General features: G+C 63.4%; 17 protein-coding genes. 11 read left to right on the forward strand and 6 right to left on the reverse strand.

All coding sequences use genetic code 11. The features are described from left to right. The 6 genes from QZ281_RS04705 to QZ281_RS04730 all read left to right on the forward strand — a co-directional run. Positions 1–363: pyridoxine 5'-phosphate synthase (locus tag QZ281_RS04705; protein ID WP_292225301.1), on the forward strand; the 363-nt coding region annotated here is incomplete at its 5' end. Further along, on the forward strand, positions 360–761 hold the full coding sequence (acpS, locus tag QZ281_RS04710; RefSeq protein WP_292225303.1) for a holo-ACP synthase: 402 nt from the start codon (positions 360–362) through the stop codon (positions 759–761). The genes QZ281_RS04705 and acpS, both read left to right, overlap by 4 nt. A 58-nt stretch (positions 762–819) precedes the next feature. Beyond that, positions 820–1,659, forward strand: coding sequence for a signal peptidase I (gene lepB, locus QZ281_RS04715; RefSeq protein WP_292225305.1), 840 nt, complete (start codon positions 820–822; stop codon positions 1,657–1,659). Then, positions 1,659–2,369 (forward strand): ribonuclease III, encoded by a 711-nt coding sequence (gene rnc / locus QZ281_RS04720; RefSeq protein WP_292225307.1) that lies wholly within the window; start codon positions 1,659–1,661, stop codon positions 2,367–2,369. Before lepB ends, rnc begins: the two co-directional genes overlap by 1 nt. After that, positions 2,366–3,313, forward strand: coding sequence for a GTPase Era (era, locus tag QZ281_RS04725; protein WP_292225309.1), 948 nt, complete (start codon positions 2,366–2,368; stop codon positions 3,311–3,313). The genes rnc and era overlap by 4 nt, the downstream gene beginning before the upstream one ends. Positions 3,314–3,327: 14 nt before the next feature. Beyond that, on the forward strand, positions 3,328–4,578 hold the full coding sequence (locus QZ281_RS04730; RefSeq protein ID WP_292225312.1) for a serine hydrolase domain-containing protein: 1,251 nt from the start codon (positions 3,328–3,330) through the stop codon (positions 4,576–4,578). On the opposite strand, the gene QZ281_RS04735 is transcribed toward QZ281_RS04730, so the two are convergent. Beyond that, a complete protein-coding gene (locus tag QZ281_RS04735) occupies positions 4,579–6,090 on the reverse strand; it encodes an acetyl-CoA hydrolase/transferase family protein (protein ID WP_292225314.1) in 1,512 nt (503 codons plus the stop codon). It abuts the gene before it with no gap. A gap of 144 nt (positions 6,091–6,234) precedes the next feature. On the opposite strand from QZ281_RS04735, the gene QZ281_RS04740 reads away from it, so the two are divergent. Continuing rightward, positions 6,235–6,711, forward strand: coding sequence for a nuclear transport factor 2 family protein (locus QZ281_RS04740; protein ID WP_292225316.1), 477 nt, complete (start codon positions 6,235–6,237; stop codon positions 6,709–6,711). Then, entirely contained in the window at positions 6,711–7,442 is a 732-nt protein-coding gene (recO, locus tag QZ281_RS04745; RefSeq protein ID WP_292225318.1) for a DNA repair protein RecO, read from the forward strand. The genes QZ281_RS04740 and recO overlap by 1 nt, the downstream gene beginning before the upstream one ends. A gap of 39 nt (positions 7,443–7,481) precedes the next feature. On the opposite strand, the gene parE is transcribed toward recO, so the two are convergent. The 5 genes from parE to QZ281_RS04770 all read right to left on the reverse strand — a co-directional run bounded on the left by parE (position 7,482) and on the right by QZ281_RS04770 (position 15,333). Then, complete coding sequence (gene parE / locus QZ281_RS04750; protein WP_292225320.1) at positions 7,482–9,578, reverse strand: DNA topoisomerase IV subunit B; 2,097 nt, start codon at positions 9,576–9,578, stop codon at positions 7,482–7,484. Then, complete coding sequence (locus QZ281_RS04755; protein ID WP_292225322.1) at positions 9,553–10,896, reverse strand: O-antigen ligase family protein; 1,344 nt, start codon at positions 10,894–10,896, stop codon at positions 9,553–9,555. Before QZ281_RS04755 ends, parE begins: the two co-directional genes overlap by 26 nt. A gap of 23 nt (positions 10,897–10,919) precedes the next feature. After that, positions 10,920–13,307, reverse strand: a complete 2,388-nt coding sequence (locus tag QZ281_RS04760) for an ATP-binding protein (RefSeq protein WP_292225324.1) — start codon at positions 13,305–13,307, stop codon at positions 10,920–10,922. A 521-nt stretch (positions 13,308–13,828) separates the two neighbouring features. Continuing rightward, positions 13,829–14,386 (reverse strand): NADPH-dependent FMN reductase, encoded by a 558-nt coding sequence (locus tag QZ281_RS04765; RefSeq protein WP_292225326.1) that lies wholly within the window; start codon positions 14,384–14,386, stop codon positions 13,829–13,831. Next, a complete protein-coding gene (locus QZ281_RS04770; RefSeq protein ID WP_292225327.1) occupies positions 14,386–15,333 on the reverse strand; it encodes a LysR substrate-binding domain-containing protein in 948 nt (315 codons plus the stop codon). Before QZ281_RS04770 ends, QZ281_RS04765 begins: the two co-directional genes overlap by 1 nt. Positions 15,334–15,513: 180 nt before the next feature. Here QZ281_RS04770 and QZ281_RS04775 point away from each other — a divergent pair, with 180 nt between their 5' ends. From QZ281_RS04775 to QZ281_RS04785, 3 genes are all read left to right on the forward strand, one after another. Further along, entirely contained in the window at positions 15,514–16,320 is an 807-nt protein-coding gene (locus QZ281_RS04775; protein WP_292225328.1) for a pirin family protein, read from the forward strand. A 100-nt stretch (positions 16,321–16,420) separates the two neighbouring features. Next, the gene (locus QZ281_RS04780; protein WP_292225330.1) at positions 16,421–17,059 is read left to right on the forward strand and encodes a hydrolase; all 639 of its coding nucleotides are present in this window, start codon (positions 16,421–16,423) and stop codon (positions 17,057–17,059) included. A 71-nt stretch (positions 17,060–17,130) separates the two neighbouring features. Then, on the forward strand, positions 17,131–18,027 hold the full coding sequence (locus QZ281_RS04785) for a pirin family protein (RefSeq protein ID WP_292225332.1): 897 nt from the start codon (positions 17,131–17,133) through the stop codon (positions 18,025–18,027). Positions 18,028–18,058: the final 31 nt, after the last annotated feature.

The raw sequence follows: 18,058 nt of genomic DNA on the forward strand, positions 1-18,058 counted from the left end.
CTGGCTGACGCTGGCATCCGCGTGTCCCTGTTCATCGAACCCGCTGAAGAACAGGTCGAGGCCGCTGCTGCCGTGGGTGCGCAGGTGGTGGAGTTCCACACCGGGCGCTACTGCCACCTGACCGATCCAGCGGAGCGTGAGATCGAGTTCGAACGTCTGGCCGCGGCTGCGGCGCAGGCGGACATTCTGGGCCTTGAGGTCCATGCCGGGCACGGCCTCGACTACGACACGGCGCCGCGCATGCTGGCGATCCCGGAAGTCCGAGAGCTGAACATCGGCCATTTCCTGATCGGCGATTCGATCTTCATCGGTCTGGACGGCGCGATCCGCCGGATGCGGGCGGCGATGGATGCGGCAAAATGATCGTCGGCGTCGGCGCGGACCTGTCTGACATCCGGCGCATACAGGCGTCGCTGGAACGGTTTGGCGAACGGTTCAAGCAGCGCTGCTTCACCGATCTGGAGCGCGAACGCTCGGACCGCAAACCCGACGCCTCGTGGAGCTACGCCAAGCGGTTCGCCGCCAAGGAAGCCTGCGCCAAGGCGCTGGGTACAGGGATGCGGGCCGATGTCTATTGGCGCGACATGGGGGTCGTGAACCTGCGTTCCGGCCAGCCGACCATGGCGCTGACCGGCCATGCCGCCGAACATCTGAAACGACTGACCCCGCCCGGTCATGAGGCGAAAATCCACCTGACCCTCAGTGACGAGCACCCCTACGCACTCGCCTTCGTGGTGATCGAAGCCTTGCCGCTGTCTTAATCGCGTTATACCCGTCAGCAGACGACCGCGCAGACGCGGCAAGGGATGCCTTAATCGCATGAGCGAAGACCAAAAGCCCAACGACGCTTCTGTTTCTGCAGAAGCAGAGGCGACGACCGCGAACAGCACCGTCTATGCGGACACGCCTGGCGACAAGCCAAAACCGTCGGCGGCCAGCGAGACCGGCGAAATCTTCAAGACGATCGTCTTCGCCCTGCTGATCGCCATGGTGCTGCGGATCTTCCTGTTCCAGCCCTTCACCATCCCGTCGGCGTCGATGGAGCCGAACCTGTATGAAGGCGACTACATCATCGTGTCGAAGTGGTCGTACGGCATTTCGAAACATTCGATCCCGTTCAGCCCGCCGCTGTTCAATGGCCGGATCATGGGCTCGGCGCCGAAGCGTGGCGACATCGTTGTGTTCAAGCTGCCGCGTGACAACAAGACCGACTTTATCAAGCGTGTCATCGGCCTGCCGGGCGACCGCATCCAGATGATCTCCAACAAGCTGTATATCAACGACAAGCCGGTTCAGGACGTCGTGGTCAGCACCCAGGAGGTGCAGGACATCTTCGGTTCGCATCCGGTGATCCAGGCGCGGGAAACCCTGCCGAACGGCAAGAGCTTCATGACCCAGGACTTTGGTCCCGGAAACGATCTGGACGACACCCCGGTCTATGAGGTGCCGGTCGGCCACTACTTCATGATGGGCGACAACCGCGACAACTCGATCGACAGCCGCGTCGAACAGTCCAGCGGCGTGGGCATGGTTCCCGCTGAAAACCTGGTCGGCAAGGCGCAGATCATCCTGTTCTCGTGGAAGCCGGGCGCATCGCTGCTGAACCCGACGACCTGGTTCAAGGTCCGTCTCGACCGGTTCTTCAACGTCCTTCACTAATGACCAACACACGGGCCGAGGCGGTCGCGGTGCTTGAGACGCGCCTCGGTCATATATTCAAGGACAAGGCGCTGCTGGAGCGCGCCCTGACCCACGCTAGTGTGGGAGAGGGCGCGCCCGTGGGCATTCACGGACCGCGCGACAACGAACGGCTGGAGTTTCTGGGCGACCGGGTTCTGGGCCTGCTGGTCGCCGAACGAATGTCGCGGGAGTTTCCGACCGCTGACGAAGGTCAGCTCTCTTCCAGCCTGCACGCCCTGGTCGACAAGACGGCCTGCGCGCGGGTGGGCGAGGCTCTGGGCGTCGGCCCGGCCATGCGCCTGTCGCCGGGCGAGACCAAGACCGGAGGTCGCCGCAAGGCAGGCGTGATCGCCGATGCGGTCGAGGCCATTCTGGCGGCTGTCTATCTGGACGGCGGTCTGGATGCGGCGCGTCGTTTCTTCGACGCCGCCTGGGCTGCCGAATTGGCCGCACCGCCGTCGCGCACCGTGACCAATCCGAAATCCGCGCTTCAGGAATGGGCGCAAGGGCAGGGACGTCCCCTGCCGACCTATCGTGTGGCCGAGCGAACGGGCTCGGATCACGCACCGACCTTCACCGTCGAGGTCTCTGTGCAGGGTGTCGAACCCTTGACCGCGCAGGGGCGTTCACGTCAGGAGGCGGAAAAGGCGGCCGCAACGGCTCTTTTAAAACGTGAAGGCGTAATTTGACCGATATCGAAAACCAGCGGGCGGGCTTTGCCGCCATCATTGGCGCGCCGAACGCCGGCAAGTCCACGCTGGTCAACCGGCTGACCGGATCCAAGGTCTCCATCGTCACCCAGAAGGTGCAGACGACGCGCTTCCCCGTGCGCGGCATCGCCATGGAAGGCGACGCCCAGATCGTGCTGGTGGATACGCCCGGCATCTTCACCCCGCGCCGTCGTCTGGACCGCGCCATGGTCGCCTCGGCCTGGGGCGGCGCGCAGGACGCTGATGTGGTGGTTCACCTGATCGACGCCCAGTCGCACATCAACGCCGAAGGTCGTGAAGGCACGGCGGCGGACCGTCGCTCGGCCGAAGACACCGAAACCATCATCACCAACCTGCAGTCCACCGGGACCAAGGTGATCCTGGCGCTGAACAAGATCGACGGCATGCGCCGCGACACCCTGCTGGCCCTGTCGCAGAAGCTGTTCGAGAGCGGCGTCTATGAAGAGGTCTATATGATCTCTGCCGCCAACGGCGACGGCGTTGAAGACCTGAAGCAGCGTCTGGCGCGCTCGATGCCCAAGGGCCCGTGGCTCTATCCCGACGATCAGGCTGCCGACGTGCCGGTGCGCGTGCTGGCCGCCGAGATCACCCGCGAGAAGGTCTATCTGCGCGTCCACGAGGAACTGCCCTATTCGGCGGCGGTCGAGACGACCAGCTTCGAGGATCGCGCCGACGGTTCGGCTCGGATCGAACAGACCATCTATGTCGAGCGCGAGAGCCAGCGGCCCATCGTGCTGGGCAAGGGCGGCCAGACCCTGAAATGGATCGGCCAGAAGGCGCGCGAGGAACTGAATGAGATTCTGGGGCGCCAGGTCCACCTGTTCCTGACCGTCAAGGTTGATCCGAAATGGCAGGACAGCCGCGCCCTGTACGCCCAGTTCGGTCTGGATTTCGACGTCTGAGTTCCTGAGTTCCCGTGTTTGAAGTGCCGCGCACCGCCGGGGGGCATCCCCGGCTTGTCATAGGCGTCCTGGCGGCGCTGTTTCTGGGCAGCGCAATATGGGGCGGCGTGGCGACAGCGACCAAGATGCCGCAGGACGCCCTGCTGGCGTCCTTGCGTCCATCATCCCTGCCGCCGCGTCCAGAGGTGATCGTGGTGGAGACGCTGCCCAAGCTGGCGGCGCGCCTGGACGCTGAGGCGGCGGCGGGGCGTTTCACCGGCGCCGTGCTGGTGGCCAAGGGCGATCAGGTCCTGTTCCGACAGGTCTATGGCAAGGCCAACTACGAGCAGGGCCGGGCGATGAAGCTGGATTCCCGCTTCCGTCTGGCCTCGATCTCCAAACAGTTCACGGCGGTGGCGATCCTGCGCCTTCAGGACGAGGGCAGGCTGAAGACGTCGGACCCTGTCTGCAAATGGATCGATCCGTGTCCGGCGGCCTGGGCTGACATCCGCATCGGTCAATTGCTGGCCCACACCTCGGGCATTCCCGATCTGATGGCGCGCCCGGCCTGGGGCCTGCGTCGGGTGACCCATGCGACGATGGCGGAGCTGACCGAGGACTCCAAGAAATACCCGTTGCAGTTCGAGCCGGGAACCCAGGTCCGTTACGACAACGCCGCCTTCAATCTGGCAGCCGCCATCGTTGAAAAGGCCAGCGGCAAGTCGTTCGACGACTATATGCGCGACGCCTTCTTCCAGAAGCTGGGCATGGGCGACACCGGGCTTGATCTGGATGGGGGCGATCACGGCGTCATCATGGGCTACGCCAACCTGCCGGGCGGTCTGGCCGCCCAGCCGAACGCCAACACATCCATCGTGGCGGGGGCGGGCGCGGTCTATTCGACGCTGGACGACCTGTTGGTCTGGCAGCGCGCCCTGCACCGCGGGCATCTTCTGAAGTCGCAGAGCTATCAGCAGATGGTGGCGGACCACGCGCCTGCCGACATGGCGCCGACCGAGCGCGGCCATGTACGTCGCGACTGGGGTTATGGCATCTTCGCCAACAGCCTGGGCGATCGGGTCAGCCCTGCCTTCCACGACCGCCAAATCTATCACACCGGCAGCTGGGGCGGTTTCCGAAATCTGATGAGCTATCAGCCGGATGCCGACGTGACGGTGATCGTTCTGTCGAACAATTATCATCTGCGTGACCAGGTGTTCCTGATCACGCAGCAGGCGATGGCAGAGGCGCTGGGCCGGGACTTCCCCACGACCCTGGCGCGCTGATCAGGGCTTCATCGAGCCCGTCTCGATGAAGCGTTGATGCCAGGACAGGGCCTCGTCCAGCAGGTGCGGCGACTGCAGTCCGTACGATCCCTTCAACGCCCGGGCATAATAGTCGGCCAAGGCGTCGCGATAGTCCGGATGGGCGCAGTTGGCGATGATGACCTTGGCCCGCTGTTTCGGTGACAGGCCGCGCAGGTCGGCCAGACCCTGTTCCGTGACAATGACCTGCACATCCTGGGTGATGTGGTCGACGTGGCTGGCCATCGGCACAATCGCAGAAATCTTGCCGCCCTTGGCCGTCGAGGGCGTGACGAAGCACGAGATGAAGGCGTTGCGGGCGAAATCGCCGGAACCGCCGATGCCGTTCTGGATGCGGGAGCCCATCACCTGGGTCGAGTTGACGTTGCCATAGATGTCCGCCTCGATCAGGCCGTTCATGGCGATGCAGCCCAGACGACGGATCAACTCGGGATGGTTCGAGATTTCCTGCGGGCGCAGGATAATCTTGCCACGGAACTGCTCCATCCGGCTGTTCAGGTCGGCGGCGGCCTCGGGACTGAGCGAGAAGGCGGTGGCCGAGGCGACGGTCAACTTGCCCGCATCCAGCAGGTCCAGCATCCCATCCTGAATGACCTCGGTATAGGCGGCCATCCGCTCAAAGGGGCTGTCCAGCAGGCCCGCCAGCACAGCATTGGCGACATTGCCGACGCCCGATTGCAGCGGCAGCAGGGCGGCGGGCAGGCGGCCGACCTTCACCTCGTGCTTCAGGAACTCGATCAGGTGTCCGGCGATGGCCAGGGCCGTGGCGTCGGGCGCGGCGAAGGGAAGGTTGCGGTCCGGGGCCTCTGTCTCGACGATGGCGACGATCTTGTCGGGATCGCAGCGGAAGGTGGACTGGCCAATCAACTGGTCGGCGCGGGTCAGCGGGATCGGCACGCGTTCGGGCGGCAGGGCCGTGCCGTAATAGATGTCGTGCATCCCCTCCAGCGCCGCGTTCTGCCAACTGTTGACCTCCAGGATCACGCGCTCGGCACGGTCCAGCCAAGTCTTGTTGTTGCCGATGGACGAAGACGGAACCAGCGTGCCGTCGGCGTTGATGGCCGAGACCTCGATCACCGCTGTATCCAGCGGGCCCAGCACGCCCTGCCAGACGGCGGGCGCCAGCTGGCTGAGGTGCATGTCCAGATATTCCATCTGGCCCGAGTTGATCTTCTCACGCGCGATGGGATCGGAGTTGTAGGGCAGGCGCAGTTCGATGCCGTCGGCCTTTGCCAGTGCGCCGTCCAGTTCCGGCCCGGTGGAGGCGCCGGTCCAGACGTTCAGGCGGAAGCTGTCGCCCGCGTCGTGTGCCGCCTCGATTCGCGTCGCCAGTTCGGGCGGCACCGCCTTGGGATAGCCCGATCCGGTGAAACCGCTCATGCCGACCGTGGAGCCGGCCGGAATCAGGGCGGCGGCGTCCTGGGCGGACATGACCTTGGATTTCAGGGCCTGGCTGCGGATACGCGATGACATGGAAGGCTTTGGGCTGCGGCCGGGGAGGGCCTCGGAAGCGGTCGTGCTTAGGTCGCACGGTCCGGGTGATCCATACGCCTTTGGTCGAACTTGTTCTATCCGCAGGCCTTTCCTGATGCCTGAGAACAGGAGTAGAACACGATCATGATTTCCGCCCTTGCCGCACTGGCCTTGCTGACCGCCGCTCCGCAACAGGCGGCTGATCCGACGATTGCGGCGGGTCTGGTTGTGGATCAGATGCATCAGGCGGCGTCGCGCGCCGACGGCCCGGCCTATTTCGACACCTTCACGCCCGACGCCCGGTTCATCGGCACGGATGCGACGGAGCGTTGGACCCTGTCGGAGTTTCGCGCCTATGCGACGCCCTATTTCTCACAGGGCAAAGGCTGGACCTATCGGCCTCATGACCGGATGGCGACGCTGGCGCCGGGCGAGTGCCGCTGCATCGTCTGGTTCGACGAACTGCTGGACAATGACGCCTATGGTCTGGTGCGCGGATCGGGCGTGGTGCGCCTGACCGAGGCGGGCTGGAAGATCGAACAATATGTCCTCAGCCTGCCGGTGCCGAACGACAAGGCCAAGGCGGTCGTGGCCCTGATCGCCGCAGCGCCTGCCGACTGATGGATTTTCACGAAGAAGCCTTCGTCCTGTCAGCGCGCACCCATGGCGACACGGGGGCGGTCGTGGATCTGCTGACCGAGACCAATGGGCGGCGCTCGGCCTATGTGGCGGGTGGGGCTTCACGCAAGATGCGGCCCTTCCTGCAGCCCGGCGCGCGGGTCGTGGCGGATTACCGCGCACGTACATCCGATCATCTGGGCGCGGCGCGGCTGGAACCGATGGGAGAGGGGCCAAGCGCCCTGTTCGACGACGCCCTGGCCCTGACCGGACTGGCCGCAGCGGCGGGCGTGGCGCAAGGCGCGCTGCCGGAGCGTGAGCCGCATCCCGGCGTGTTTCTGGCGTTCGAGGCCCTGATGGCCGCCTTCGTCATGCCCAGCGTCTGGCCCGCCATCTTCGTGCGGTTTGAGGCGGGTCTGCTGGAAGACCTAGCCTTTGGACTAGACCTGTCCCGGTGCGCGGCGACCGGCACAGCCGACGACCTGATCTATGTCAGCCCCCGCACGGGACGGGCGGTCAGCCGCGAGGCGGGTGCGCCATACGCCGACAAGATGCTGACCCTGCCGCCCTTCATGCTGGGCGCGCAGGCGGGACTGATCGAGGGCGACGTGAAGGCCGGCTTCGACCTGACCGGCCACTTCCTCGAACAGTTCGTCTTCCACCCCCAGAACAAGCCCCTGCCGCCCGCGCGTATCTGGATGCTGGACAAGCTGGCGGAAGCCGGACGGCTTTAGGCCGTACTCAAGTTGGCTGGTACGGCCTAACTCTGAAACTCAGACGTCCAGTTCTTCTTTTACGAACTGCGCGTTTTCCTGAATGAACTGGAAGCGCGCCTCGGCTCGTTTGCCCATCAGGCGTTCGACCAGATCCTCGACGCTGGATTCGGCGTCGGGTACGGTGATGCGCGCCAGGGTCCGCTTCTTGGGATCCATGGTGGTTTCCTTCAACTGGGAAGCCATCATTTCGCCCAAGCCCTTGAACCGGCCGATCTCGGTCTTCTTGCCCTTGAAGACGGTGGCCATCAGCTCTTCGCGGTGGGCGTCGTCGCGGGCGTATTCGCTGAGCGGGCCAGCGGAAATCCGATAGAGCGGCGGCAGGGCCATGAAGACCCGGCCCTGACGGATCGTCTCGGGCATGACGCGATAGAAGAAGGTGATCAGCAGCGCCGCGATGTGCGCCCCGTCCACGTCAGCGTCAGTCATGATGACAATACGCTCGTAGCGCAGGTCGTCGATGTTGAAACGGTTGCCAGGCTGGACGCCCAGGGCCAGGGCCAGATCGGATAGTTCGACGTTCTGGCGCAGCTTGTCGGCGGTGGCCGACGCCACATTAAGAATTTTGCCGCGCAGGGGCAGGATGGCCTGGGTCGTGCGGTCACGCGCCTGTTTGGCCGAGCCGCCAGCCGAATCGCCTTCGACGATGAACAGTTCGGTGCCTTCTGCGGCCTGACGGCTGCAGTCCGACAGCTTGCCCGGCAGGCGCAGCTTGCGTGTGGCGGCGGCGCGCTGGACTTCCTTGTCTTTGCGGCGACGCAGGCGGTCCTCGGCCCGGTCGACGACGAAGCCCAGCAGGGCGTTGGCCTGTTTGGGGCTTTCGGTCAGCCAGTGGTCCAGCGGGTCGCGCAACAGCTGTTCGACCAGACGAGCGCCTTCCGGGGATGACAGTCGGTCCTTGGTCTGACCCTGGAACTCAGGATTGCGGATGAAGACGCTGATCAGGGCGCCGGCGTTGGCGATGACGTCTTCCGCCGTAATGATGCCCGCACGCTTCTCGTTGGTCAGTTCGCCATAGGCCTTCAGACCCTTGACCAGGGCGGCGCGGAAGCCCGCCTCGTGCGTGCCGCCGTCAGGGGTCGAGACCGTATTACAATAGGACTGGATGAAGCCGTCGGACTCGCCAAAGCCGATGGGCGACCAGGTGACGGCCCACTCGAAGGCGCCCGCCTCGCCCTGACGCTCTGCGCGACCGGCGAAGGTGGGTGTGACAGTGTCCAACTGACCAATGCGGTCGGACAGGGCGTCGGCCAGACCGCCGGGGAAGTGCAGCAGGGCCTGGGCCGGTGTGGCGTCGGTGATCCGGTCCGGCGCACAGGTCCATTTGATCTCTACGCCACGGAACAGATAGGCCTTGGACCGGGCCATGCGGAACAGGCGCGCAGGCTTGAAGGCCGCGCCCATGCCGAAGATTTCATCATCCGGCTTGAACCGGATCAGGGTGCCCTTCTTCTTGGAAGGACCGACCTGCTGGATGGGGCCGAGGACGTGGCCACGGCTGAACGACTGACGCCATTCAAAGCCGTCGCGCCAGACAGTAACGTCCAGATGTTCCGACAGGGCGTTGACGACCGAGACACCGACGCCGTGCAAACCACCAGAAGTTTCATAGGCTTTTCCTGAGAACTTACCACCTGAGTGGAGGACGGTCATGACCACCTCCAGCGCTGATTTGCCGGGGTGTTTCGGGTGTGGATCGACCGGAATGCCGCGTCCGTCGTCGCGTACCGACAGATAGCCGTCGGCATCCAGATCGACGGTGATCAGCTTGGCGTGGCGGGCCACGGCCTCGTCCATCGCATTGTCGAGAACTTCGGCGAACAGGTGGTGCAGGGCGCGTTCGTCGGTGCCGCCGATATACATGCCGGGGCGTTTGCGGACGGGCTCCAGCCCCTCCAGCACTTCGATCGACGAGGCGGAATAGCCGGTGGCGTTCGCCGCGTTTGTTGCGGCCTGCACAGACGCAGACGTCGGCGCAGGGGCCGACGTCGGGGCGGCAGCGGGTGCTGCCGCAGGCGGTGTCGCCACAGCGGGCTTGGGAGGCTCGGGTTTGCGAGCTTCGGGTTCGTCGTCAAAAGCGAAGAGGTCGGCGGCCATTCACATAGTCTGAGGCGATTCGGGACCGGTTCTGGTAGGCCCGTGCAGCCGGTCGAGCAAGCGGCGCGCGCACCGGGATCGGATCATAGGTCATTGCGCGGGACATAATCGCCAGCATCAGGATCCACGGCAGGTTGGCGTGGGTCAAAAGAACGCTCTCTGACAGACTCAGCGCGGTGAAGACCGTCAGATAGGCGATGCTCCAATAGCCTTCGCGTGCGCCCATGCCGTTCAGCCGCACGATCACCAGAATGGCTGACACCAGCATTATGGCGCCGACAAAAATGGCGCCCGGCCAGCCCAACTGCACTAGCAGGTCAATCCAGCCATTGTGCGCCGACGGCACAGGCCATTGCGTCTCCAGCCGGATTTCACGAGCCGGGATGGAGTCCACGCCCCAGAAGGCGCTGAAGCCGTAGCCGGTCATCGGCCGTTCGGCGACGCGGCGCATCAGGGCCTCCCAGATCAGGGTGCGCCCGGTCAGCGACGGATCCTTGCCCAGCGCCTGAAGGATGGCGGCAGAATCTGTATTCCAGAACCAGGCCGCCAGACTGGAGGTGAGGACGGCGAACCAGACCGCGACGATGGTTATGGCTGCGCCGCCCTGTTTCAGCAGCCACCAGAAACCGATCATGCCGACGCCCAGCAGCCAGCAGAGCAGAGAGGTCTTGGACTGGGTCGCCATGACCAGAAGCGTCGTCAGGCCGAAAGCCATCAACGGAACCCAGGGTTTGCGTCCATTCTGGGCCAGATGATCGGCGGCCAAGACAGCGGCGGACGACACGGCGCCGACGACCATGACCAGACCCATCTGGTTCTTTTCGTACCACAGGCCGCGCCACAGGCCGGCGTTGTCCATCTGGTGCACGCCGATGCGCGGGAAGGCGAAGACCATGATCAGGCTGCCGACAGCCATAACCAGACAGGTGTTCATCAACATGCGGGGCAGGGGGGCGCCCCTGAAGACGCAGCCCACATAGACGGCGAAGGCGCTGTTGATGGCCATGGCGATGACGCGTCGACTGGTCACCTCAGGGTCGATGGACCAGTATTTAGACACATAGGCCAGAGCGATCAGGCCAAAGAGGATCAGCCATGCCGGCCAGGCGCGGATGATCTTCTCGAAGCGAAAGGCGATCAGGCCCGCCGTCACCGCATAGACGGGCAGCCAGACCATCCGAAGGATCGGGGTTTCCGCCTGATCGGGCGCCAGAACCGGCGCGATCAGGGCGCCGGTCATCATGAAGATGACAAAGCCAGCCGCCCACTGCTCCCACAGCGGCGGCGAATCATCGATCTGATCAGGCGATGCGCGCACGTCCGAACATTGGCCGCGCCCGCTTAAGGAAGAGTGAGCGCGGGGGCAGGGAGCGCACCCGCCGCCTGGGCGTCGCTGTTGCGCTGCATGGCGATATTGATGCCTTCCAGAAGCCGCTCCAGAACGACGGGCTTGGGGATGTGGCCGTTGGCGCCCGCGTCCGCGCCCTGTCTCTGGGATTCCATATCGGCGTTGGCCGACAGCATGATGATGGTCGCGGCCTGTCTGGCGGTCTCATGTTCAAAGGCGCGGATGGCGCGTGTCGCGTCCAGTCCGCTGAGAACCGGCATCTGCATGTCCATCAGGATCACGTCGAACTCAGTCTCGCGAACGGCGTTCACAGCCTGTCGTCCGTCGACGGCGTAGTGCAGCTCCATATTCTCGTCGTCCAGCAGCAGGCCCAGAATGGTGCGGTTCGACGCGTTGTCGTCAACAACAAGTATCTTGAGCGATTGCATGGGTTCCAGTTCCGGTTCTGCGACGGGATTGACGGTGTCGGGGGGCAGGGCGCGCGGCAACTCGATCTCGAACCAGAAGCGCGACCCTGCGCCGGGGGCGCTGTCGCAATCCAGTTCGCCGCCCATCAGTTCGACCAGTTGGCGACAGATGGACAGGCCCAGGCCGGTGCCGCCGAAACGACGCGTGATTGTACCATCTGCTTGTTGAAAACGCTCGAAAATCTTCGCCTTATGTTCTGCGTCGAAACCGACGCCGGTATCGGTGACGGTGAACAGGACGCGATCGCCCCCGGTCGCCTGGGCGGACAGGCTGACCTTGCCTTCATCCGTGAATTTGAGCGCATTGCTGACCAGATTGTTCAGCACCTGACTGAGGCGGACCTGATCGCCAATAGCCCAGCGCGAGACGTCTGCATCCGCCTGGGCCTCGATGGCGACGCCCTTTGCCGCCGCCTTCTGTGACCAGAGGGCCTGGATGTCCGTTACCGTCTCGCCCAGATCGAAGGGCAGGGGTTCGATTTCGATTTGACCAGCCTCCATTTTGGCGCTGTCAAGAATATCCGACAAAAGGCGCTCCAGGGTGGTGCTCGACGAGCCGATGATGCGGACCATATGGGCCGCTTCGTCAGTCAGGTCAGCCTTGCTGAGCGCATCGGCCATCGCGACCACGCCGTTCAGGGGCGTGCGGATTTCATGGCTCATATTGGTGAAGAAGGCGGCCTGGGCTTCATGGGCCTTGCGTTCACGACGGTTGGCGGCGGCCAGCTTTCTGGAAAGCCGGGTCTGTTTCCAGAACATGACGGCTATGCCGACGCCGACAATGGCCAGTATGGCGACCAGCCAGCGCTGGGCGTTGATCACCTGAAGCTTGAGCTTGTTCTGGGTGGTGGCGGCCTGAAGCTGTTCATCGATGCCGACGACGATCTGTTCAGTCGCGGAAGCGGCGGATTTCGTGGCCCTGGCAAAGCGGTCCAGATGATATTGACGCAGCGCCGGAACACCCCGCGCATAGTCGCCTTCAGCAATCATCAGTTCGGCCTCTGATCGCCTGACGGCTGGCGTGCGCGTCATCTGACCCAATGCGATGCGTCGGTTGATTTCGGCCACGTCGCGTTTGGCCAGGGCGACCTGACCTGTGCGCGCATATCCCGTAGCGCGGATCGGCAACATCACGACGACCGTCGATCTGGGTGCATTCAGGTCCGGCCCGAACGGCGCCAGACATTTCAGGGCCGCCGGCCAATCCTCGCGCGCGACGGCCGCATAGCCGCACAATGACCCTGCATAGGCCGCAGCCTCAGGCGTATTCGTCTTTCTGGCCAGGCGCGCATAGGCCTCGACCAGCACCAGCGCATCCTCATGCCGGGCGAGAAAACCCAGCGACTGGGCCAGATTATAGAGACTGTCATAACCGGGATTGGGATAGGTCGAAGCCGCCATATAGGTTTCAGCCTGATCGATGGCGCGCAGATAGCCGGGCACATCGTCAATCATCATGTGGGCGAGGGACACCGTGGTCCAGACGGAGGCGCCGATGCTGCCGACCGCCGCCTGATCCGCAGGGATCATCGGTGCAACGCGGGCCAACAGGCGCATGGCGTCGGCGATGCGTTGTTCATCGATCAACATGCGGGCGACCACGCTTTCGGCCACAGCCTTGGCCAGCCAGTCCGTCTGAGCGTCGGCGAAGGCCTGCATTTCCTCCAGCGTCACCGCATCATCGCGCAGATATTTTATATGTAAGGAATTCGCTTTTGAAACAGCCAGATACGATGTGTTCTTCTGACGGTCTGCGGATCGGTGCAGTGCGGCGTTCCAGCGTTCGGCGGCGACGTAGTCGTCCTGATTGATCAGGACCCAGGTGACGTGCTGCAGACGGCTGAGGCCTTCCGCATCATTGCGCTCGGCGGCGGCGCGCCCAAAGGCTTCGAGATCCTCAAACGAGGTGTACATAGCCCGACGTTCAACCCGTTGAGCGTGGACGACGACGGGGTTGCTCGCAACGGTTTTCGACGTATCTGACGCCGCCAGGCCTTGGGCTGAGACTGCGGAGCAGCCGAAAACCAGAAACAGGAACGCCGGAAAGATCGCGAAACGAGCAGCCATTATCTTCTCCCGATCACGCATCTGTAGCCCGCAAACATAACTCAAAGCTTAGCTGGCTTTTTGGGAGCGCTGCGAACGAGGCGTATCGGGGCTCTGTGTCCACCTAAGGGAAACGCGCCACGCATGGCGGAAATCGCTGATGGATAGCTGCGCAGCGGTATTAGGAATTCCAGTACCGGGGAGTTCTGCAACACTATCGAACTGGCTCAATCTTCGCATAATATATCTTAGGCGATAATTGTTTCAGGATTGATTTCCACCCTCGGCTCATAATTGCTGTCCGAAGGGCAAGTGTCGGCGGCTGCTAGTTTTACTAGTCTTGCTGATCATCGCGCAACCATCGTGCTTTTGACCCAACTCTCGATCTTTCACCGCGATGTGGAGCGACAGTGCTCGGCAAATCCGGTGATGAACCGGCGCAGACGACGGTGTGCGTTCTCGTCGATCAACTGCCCCTCAGCATCAAAGGCTGACCCTGCGTGCGGGATTTGCAGTCGCGCGCCGAACCAGGGCGCGGCGCCCAGAGTGCGCAGGACGGGGAGCCAGGCGGCTTGGCTCATCAGGGTGCCAAACGGTCCGGGCGATGCGCCGAGCACAGCGATGGGCCGTCCGCCGAAGACGCGTTCGATGTCTGAGGCTGGGCGGCTGAGCCAGTCGATGGCGTTCTTGAACACGCCGGGAATGCCGTTGTTATACTCAGGCGTGAACAGCAGCAGGCCGTCACTGTCAGCGATCAAATTCTTCAGCGCCACCACGGCCTTGGGCAGACCCTGATCCCGCTCGACATCGCCGTCATAGAGCGGAATACCCCGGATCGAGCCCTCAATCAGTTCCACCCCGTCTGGCGTCAAGCCCTGCGCGGCACGCAGCAGAGCCGTGTTGTAGGAGGCCGCCCGCAGGCTGCCCGATAGTCCGACCAGACGCATCAATGCATCCTCTTCGTATTGTCCGAAGCGCGCGGCGCTTCGTTGTTAATCTGTTGCTCGGCGCACTCTTCGACCAGGTAATCGAGCAGCAGGCGCACAGATGGAAGCAGCCCCCGGCGTGAGGGAAAGACCGCGTGGACGATCCAGAGCTTGGGTCGCCAATCGGGCAAAAGGTCGATCAAACGCCCCTCCTCCAGATCGGCAGCAACCGCCACAGTCGGCAGCAGGACCACGCCCAGCCCTCGAATCGCGCCTTCGTGCAGCATATAGAGATCATCCGTCACAAGGCGCGGCCGATGCCGAACCGAGGCGGTCATTCCGTCGCGGTGATGCAGTGCCCAGACGTGATCTGCACGTGCGGGGCCGAAGTCCAGACTGGGCCAGTCGGCCAGATCCGCAGGACCGGAGGGTGTCGCAAACCGCGCCATCAGATCGGGCGCGGCGACCAGACGGTGCACGCTCTCGTCCAGTTTGCGCATGACCAGATCGGTTTCCTCCAGTGGTGGTTCGCGCACGCGGATGGCCAGATCGAAGCCCTCGCCTATCACGTCAACCCGACGGCTGGCGCTGTGCAGGTGCACCTCGACCTCGGGGTACAGCGCCATGAAACGGGCGATCAGTCCGCCCATCTGATAGGTCAGAAGACCCGGCGTGCAGGCCACCCGGATGACGCCGCGTGGCTGGGCCGTGACATTGTCGATCACAGCTTGGGCCGCCTCGGCCTCGACCAGCATGGCCAGACAATGCTGGTAATAGGCCTGACCGATCTCGGTGACGGAGAACCTGCGCGACGAGCGATGGATCAGCCGTGCGCCCAACTGGTCCTCGAGCCCGGCGATGCGTCGACTGAGCTTGGATTTCTGCATTCCCAGCGCACGGGCGGCGGGCGCAAACCCGTCGTGGTCCACCACCTGCACGAAGTAATAGAGGTCATTAAGGTCTCGCATCGTTCTATTGATAGAACGCAGCGGCGTGATTTCGCAATCTCCCCCTATCGGCGTTCCCGGATCATATGGGTGTCAACGCGGTCGGCAGGGTCCGACCGCCTCCGAAGGAGACAAGTCATGAAGAAGATTCTGGGACGTTACGGCAATGCTCGCGGCCACTAGGTCGGCGACGGCTTCCCTGTGCGGTCGCTGTTTTCCTATGACAGTGTTGGCAAGCAAGTCAGCCCCTTCCTGCTGCTCGACTATGCCGGTCCCCACAATTTCGAGCCGACCGACAAACGGCGCGGCGTGGGTCAACATCCCCATCGCGGCTTCGAGACGGTCACCATCGTCTATGACGGCGAGGTCGAGCATCGCGACTCTACCGGTCAGGGCGGCATCATCGGCCCCGGCGACGTACAGTGGATGACGGCGGGCGGCGGCATACTGCATGAAGAGTTCCATTCGCCCGCCTTTGCGCGGACGGGCGGCCCCTTCCGCATGGTGCAACTGTGGGTCAATCTTCCGGCCAAGGACAAGATGACCCGTCCGGGCTATCAGTCGATCCTGAACGCCGACATTCCGACCGTTCCCCTGCCCGGCAATACGGGCACGGCGCGGATCATTGCCGGTGCAATGGATGCCTCGAACGGACCGGCCAGCACATTCACGCCCATCAACGTATGGGACGTGCGGCTGAACCGGGACACAGAGACGACGCTGAACCTGCCGGAAGGCCACACGTCCATCGTGGTCGTCCTGTCGGGACACGTCACGGTGAATGGCGACCAGCCTGCTGGCGCTGCCGAGGCTCTGTTGCTGGACCGCCAGGGTGACAGCGTCACTCTGCATGCCGATGCGGATGCCGTGCTGCTGGTCCTGACCGGCGAGCCGATCGACGAGCCCATCGTCGGCTATGGCCCGTTCGTGATGAACAGCGAGGACGAAATCCGTCAGGCTGTGACGGACTTCAACACCGGCCGCTTCGGCAACATACCCGCCGCCTGATCCCACGACACCATAAGGCCCGGTCTTCGGACCGGGCCGCAACCCCCGCCCCGAACGGACATTTGTCCGAGCGCGGCCCTCTGTCTGAAAGGAACGCCTCATGACTAGCGAACCGATCCGCGATCCGAAGTCGGATCACCTACTGACACCCGAGAATGCGGCCTTCATCATCATTGATTATCAACCGGTGCAGGTGAATTCGATTGCCTCGATGGACCGTCAATTGCTGGTCAACAACATCGTTGGCACGGCCAAGGCCGCTGTCACTTATGGCCTGCCGATCGTCCACTCGACAGTCAATGTGAAGACCGGGCTTAACAAGCCGCCGATCCCGCAACTGCGCAAGGTTTTGGCCGATTATCCGACCTATGACCGAACCACGATCAACTCGTGGGAAGATGTGGAATTCCGCAAGGCTGTCGAGGCCACCGGCCGTAAAAAGCTGATCATGACAGCCCTGTGGACCGAGGCCTGCCTGACCTTCCCTGCACTGGACGCCTTGCGCGACGGTTATGAGGTTTATGTCGTCGCTGACGCCGTCGGCGGCACATCGAGCGTCGCCCACGAGATGGGTCTGCGTCGCATTGAACAGGCTGGTGGAAAGATGATCTCCGTGCCGCAACTCTTCTGCGAGTTGCAGCGCGACTGGAGCCGCGCGGAGACTGCGCCTGCCTTTATGAACCTGTTCATCGAGACGGGCGGCACTGCCGGCATTCAGTTCTCCTACGACCGCGAGTAGCCACTCTCCGCCTCTCGGCTGTCTGGCCGGGAGGCGGTCTCTCGTTTCATCCCTAACTCAAAGGCTTCCAGATGATTGAAATGATGATCGACCAGCGCCGCAAGGACCTCGGCGGATTCGAAGTGGGTCGTGTCCTGCCCCATGCCCGACGCCGCATGGTTGGTCCGTTCGCCTTCTTTGACCATATGGGGCCGGTCGACCTGCCCGCAGGCATCCCAAAGACCGTGGATGTGCGCCCGCACCCGCACATCGGCATCTCGACCCTGAGCTATCTGTTCTCGGGCGAGATCACCCACCGCGACAGTCTGGGTGTGCAGCAGGACATCCGACCGGCCGAGGTCAACTGGATGACGGCGGGCAGCGGCGTGACCCACTCGGAACGCTTTGAACACGCCCGGCGTGAGGGCGCCCATCTGGAGGGTATTCAGGCCTGGGTCGCCCTGCCCAACGGCCAGGAAGAAATCGATCCCTCGTTCCAGCATGTCACCACTGCCGAGTTGCCGACCTGGCAGGAAGGTGGCGTCAAGGGGCGTCTGGCGGCGGGTGAAACAATGGGCATGAAGGTGGGGATCAACACCTTCTCGCCCCTGCACTATCTGCATCTGGAACTGGAGCCGGGCGCCCAATTTCAGACCCCGACCGACCATTCCGAGAGCGCCGTCTATGTCGTCTCGGGCCTGATCGAGATGGACGATGGCCGCCCCGTCGGTCACGGCCAGATGGCCGTTCTGGAAAGGAAAACCACCTCGAATATCCGTGCTCTTCAAGCCTCGACCGTGATGGTGCTGGGTGGCGAACCGGTGGGCGAACGCTTCATTGACTGGAACTTTGTGTCCTCATCCAAGGAACGCATCGAACAGGCCAAGGCCGATTGGCGCGCTGGACGGATGAAGCTGCCAGACATGGACGATCAGGAGTTCATTCCCCTGCCGCCTGATCCTGCTACACCCGCCAATCCCATGTCCTGACTAGAGTTTCGATTAGATCAGATGTGTTTCT

Source organism: Brevundimonas sp., from assembly GCF_018608325.1.
Classification (GTDB): Bacteria; Pseudomonadota; Alphaproteobacteria; order Caulobacterales; family Caulobacteraceae; genus Brevundimonas.

Coding starts and splice junctions, on each gene's coding strand:
- QZ281_RS04780 (WP_292225330.1), top strand. CDS start 16,421: ATGACTAGCGAACCGATCCGCGATCCGAAGTCGGATCACCTACTGACA.
- QZ281_RS04770 (WP_292225327.1), bottom strand. CDS start 15,333: ATGCGAGACCTTAATGACCTCTATTACTTCGTGCAGGTGGTGGACCAC.
- QZ281_RS04740 (WP_292225316.1), top strand. CDS start 6,235: ATGATTTCCGCCCTTGCCGCACTGGCCTTGCTGACCGCCGCTCCGCAA.
- QZ281_RS04765 (WP_292225326.1), bottom strand. CDS start 14,386: ATGCGTCTGGTCGGACTATCGGGCAGCCTGCGGGCGGCCTCCTACAAC.
- QZ281_RS04760 (WP_292225324.1), bottom strand. CDS start 13,307: ATGTACACCTCGTTTGAGGATCTCGAAGCCTTTGGGCGCGCCGCCGCC.
- lepB (WP_292225305.1), top strand. CDS start 820: ATGAGCGAAGACCAAAAGCCCAACGACGCTTCTGTTTCTGCAGAAGCA.
- parE (WP_292225320.1), bottom strand. CDS start 9,578: ATGGCCGCCGACCTCTTCGCTTTTGACGACGAACCCGAAGCTCGCAAA.
- rnc (WP_292225307.1), top strand. CDS start 1,659: ATGACCAACACACGGGCCGAGGCGGTCGCGGTGCTTGAGACGCGCCTC.
- acpS (WP_292225303.1), top strand. CDS start 360: ATGATCGTCGGCGTCGGCGCGGACCTGTCTGACATCCGGCGCATACAG.
- QZ281_RS04785 (WP_292225332.1), top strand. CDS start 17,131: ATGATTGAAATGATGATCGACCAGCGCCGCAAGGACCTCGGCGGATTC.
- QZ281_RS04735 (WP_292225314.1), bottom strand. CDS start 6,090: ATGTCATCGCGTATCCGCAGCCAGGCCCTGAAATCCAAGGTCATGTCC.
- recO (WP_292225318.1), top strand. CDS start 6,711: ATGGATTTTCACGAAGAAGCCTTCGTCCTGTCAGCGCGCACCCATGGC.